This window comes from Pseudoalteromonas sp. SG43-3 (assembly GCF_014164385.1).
Lineage (GTDB): Bacteria > Pseudomonadota > Gammaproteobacteria > Enterobacterales > Alteromonadaceae > Pseudoalteromonas > Pseudoalteromonas distincta.
This window is the reverse complement of the sequence record NZ_JACJFC010000046.1, coordinates 1694-4988: the sequence shown is the minus strand read 5'-3', so window position 1 is coordinate 4988 and position 3295 is coordinate 1694. Positions and strand designations below refer to the sequence as shown.

Genomic DNA, 3295 nt, shown 5'->3' with positions numbered 1-3295 from the left:
AAACTGTCGCATAAAACGCGTTTGGCGTTGTATGGTTAAGCCTCACGGGTAATTAGTACAAGTTAGCTTAATGGCTCACACCACTTCCACATCTTGCCTATCAACGTTGTAGTCTTCAACGGCCCTTCAGAGACTTTAAAAGTCTAGTGAGAACTCATCTCGAGGCCTGCTTCGCGCTTAGATGCTTTCAGCGCTTATCAGTTCCGAACGTAGCTACCGGGCAATGCCATTGGCATGACAACCCGAACACCAGCGGTTCGTTCACTCCGGTCCTCTCGTACTAGGAGCAACCCCTCTCAATTCTCAAACGCCCACGGCAGATAGGGACCGAACTGTCTCACGACGTTCTAAACCCAGCTCGCGTACCACTTTAAATGGCGAACAGCCATACCCTTGGGACCGACTTCAGCCCCAGGATGTGATGAGCCGACATCGAGGTGCCAAACACCGCCGTCGATATGAACTCTTGGGCGGTATCAGCCTGTTATCCCCGGAGTACCTTTTATCCGTTGAGCGATGGCCCTTCCATTCAGAACCACCGGATCACTATGACCTACTTTCGTACCTGCTCGACGTGTCTGTCTCGCAGTTAAGCTGGCTTCTACCATTACACTAACCGTACGATGTCCGACCGTACTTAGCCAACCTTCGTGCTCCTCCGTTACTCTTTAGGAGGAGACCGCCCCAGTCAAACTACCCACCAGGCACTGTCCGTAACCCCGATTCAGGGGCCAACGTTAGAACATCAAAACTACAAGGGTGGTATTTCAAGGTTGACTCCACAACAACTAGCGTCGCTGCTTCAAAGTCTCCCACCTATCCTACACATGTAGGTTCAATGTTCAGTGCCAAGCTGTAGTAAAGGTTCACGGGGTCTTTCCGTCTAGCCGCGGGTACACAGCATCTTCACTGCGATTTCAATTTCACTGAGTCTCGGGTGGAGACAGCGTGGCCATGGTTACACCATTCGTGCAGGTCGGAACTTACCCGACAAGGAATTTCGCTACCTTAGGACCGTTATAGTTACGGCCGCCGTTTACCGGGGCTTCGATCAAGAGCTTCTCCCTAAGGATAACCCCATCAATTAACCTTCCGGCACCGGGCAGGTGTCACACCGTATACGTCATCTTGCGATTTTGCACAGTGCTGTGTTTTTAATAAACAGTCCCAGCCACCTGGTCACTGCGGCTCCCGTCCGCTTAGAGAGCAAGTCTCATCACAGATAGGAGCGTACCTTCTCCCGAAGTTACGGTACGATTTTGCCTAGTTCCTTCACCCGAGTTCTCTCAAGCGCCTTAGTATTCTCTACCTGACCACCTGTGTCGGTTTGGGGTACGATTCCATATAATCTGAAGCTTAGAGGCTTTTCCTGGAAGTATGGCATCAACAACTTCATCACCGTAGTGACTCGTCTCGTGTCTCAGTCTTAACAGCAACCCGGATTTACCTAAGTCACCAACCTACTCACTTTCACATGGACTACCAACGCCATGCTTGTTTAGCCTGCTCCGTCCCCCCATCGCAATTATATCGAGTACAGAAATATTAATCTGTTTCCCATCGACTACGCCTTTCGGCCTCGCCTTAGGGGTCGACTTACCCTACCCTGATTAACATGGGATAGGAACCCTTGGTCTTCCGGCGTGGGAGTTTTTCACTCCCATTATCGTTACTCATGTCAGCATTCGCACTTCTGATACGTCCAGCATACCTCCCGGTACACCTTCAACCGCTTACAGAACGCTCCCCTACCACTCAGAATAAATTCTGAATCCGCAGCTTCGGTGCATAGTTTAGCCCCGTTACATCTTCCGCGCAGACCGACTCGACCAGTGAGCTATTACGCTTTCTTTAAAGGATGGCTGCTTCTAAGCCAACCTCCTGGCTGTCTGGGCCTTTCCACATCGTTTCCCACTTAACTATGACTTTGGGACCTTAGCTGGCGGTCTGGGTTGTTTCCCTCTTCACGACGGACGTTAGCACCCGCCGTGTGTCTCCCGGATATTACTTTACGGTATTCGGAGTTTGCAAAGGGTTGGTAAGTCGGGATGACCCCCTAGCCTTAACAGTGCTCTACCCCCGTAAGTATTCGTCCGAGGCTCTACCTAAATAGATTTCGGGGAGAACCAGCTATCTCCCGGTTTGATTAGCCTTTCACTCCTAGCCACAGGTCATCCCCTAACTTTTCAACGTTAGTGGGTTCGGTCCTCCAGTTGATGTTACTCAACCTTCAACCTGCCCATGGCTAGATCACCGGGTTTCGGGTCTATACCTTGCAACTATTCGCCCAGTTAAGACTCGGTTTCCCTACGGCTACCCTATTCGGTTAACCTCGCTACAAAATATAAGTCGCTGACCCATTATACAAAAGGTACGCAGTCACCCAACAAGTGGGCTCCTACTGCTTGTACGTACACGGTTTCAGGTTCTATTTCACTCCCCTCACAGGGGTTCTTTTCGCCTTTCCCTCACGGTACTGGTTCACTATCGGTCAGTTGGGAGTATTTAGCCTTAGATGATGGTCCACCTATATTCAGTCAAAGTTTCACGTGCTCCGACCTACTCGATTTCACTTAAAATGTCTTTTCATGTACGGGACTATCACCCTGTATCGTGGCACTTTCCAGAGCCTTCCATTAACACATAATAAGCTTAAGGGCTGTTCCGATTTCGCTCGCCGCTACTTTCGGAATCTCGGTTGATTTCTTTTCCTACGGGTACTTAGATGTTTCAGTTCTCCGCGTTCGCCTCGTTAACCTATGTATTCAGTTAACGATACCTGCAAGCAGGTGGGTTTCCCCATTCGGAAATCCTAGTCTCAAGCGCTTTTTACTAGCTTGACTAGGCTTATCGCAAGTTAATACGTCCTTCATCGCCTCCAACTGCCAAGGCATCCACCGTGTACGCTTAGTCACTTAACCATACAACCCAAACGGGTCTTTGTTTTGTGACAGTTTAACTTCGCCAGAAGTTAATATTGAATACTAAAGTAGATACCAATCAATCAACGTAAAACGTTAATCAAATGGCACTGAATGGTACTGCTACCATTCTTTTTTTACTTTTGAAAACTCTTGATAAATACAAAGTATCTATCAGAATTTTATTATCAGCTTTTCCAAATTTTTAAAGAGCATATTAATTAGTTATTCCGAAGAACACGCACTAATTAACAATCATCTGTGTGGACACTACGAACAAATAAGTTCTAAATCGTATAAGGAGGTGATCCAGCCCCAGGTTCCCCTAGGGCTACCTTGTTACGACTTCACCCCAGTCATGAATCACTCCGTGG

1 rRNA gene is annotated in these 3295 nt (G+C 48.4%); it reads right to left on the bottom strand.

From position 1 onward, the window contains the following. Positions 1-31: 31 nt before the first annotated feature. A 23S ribosomal RNA gene (locus H5157_RS20425) occupies positions 32-2921 on the bottom strand. Positions 2922-3295: the final 374 nt, after the last annotated feature.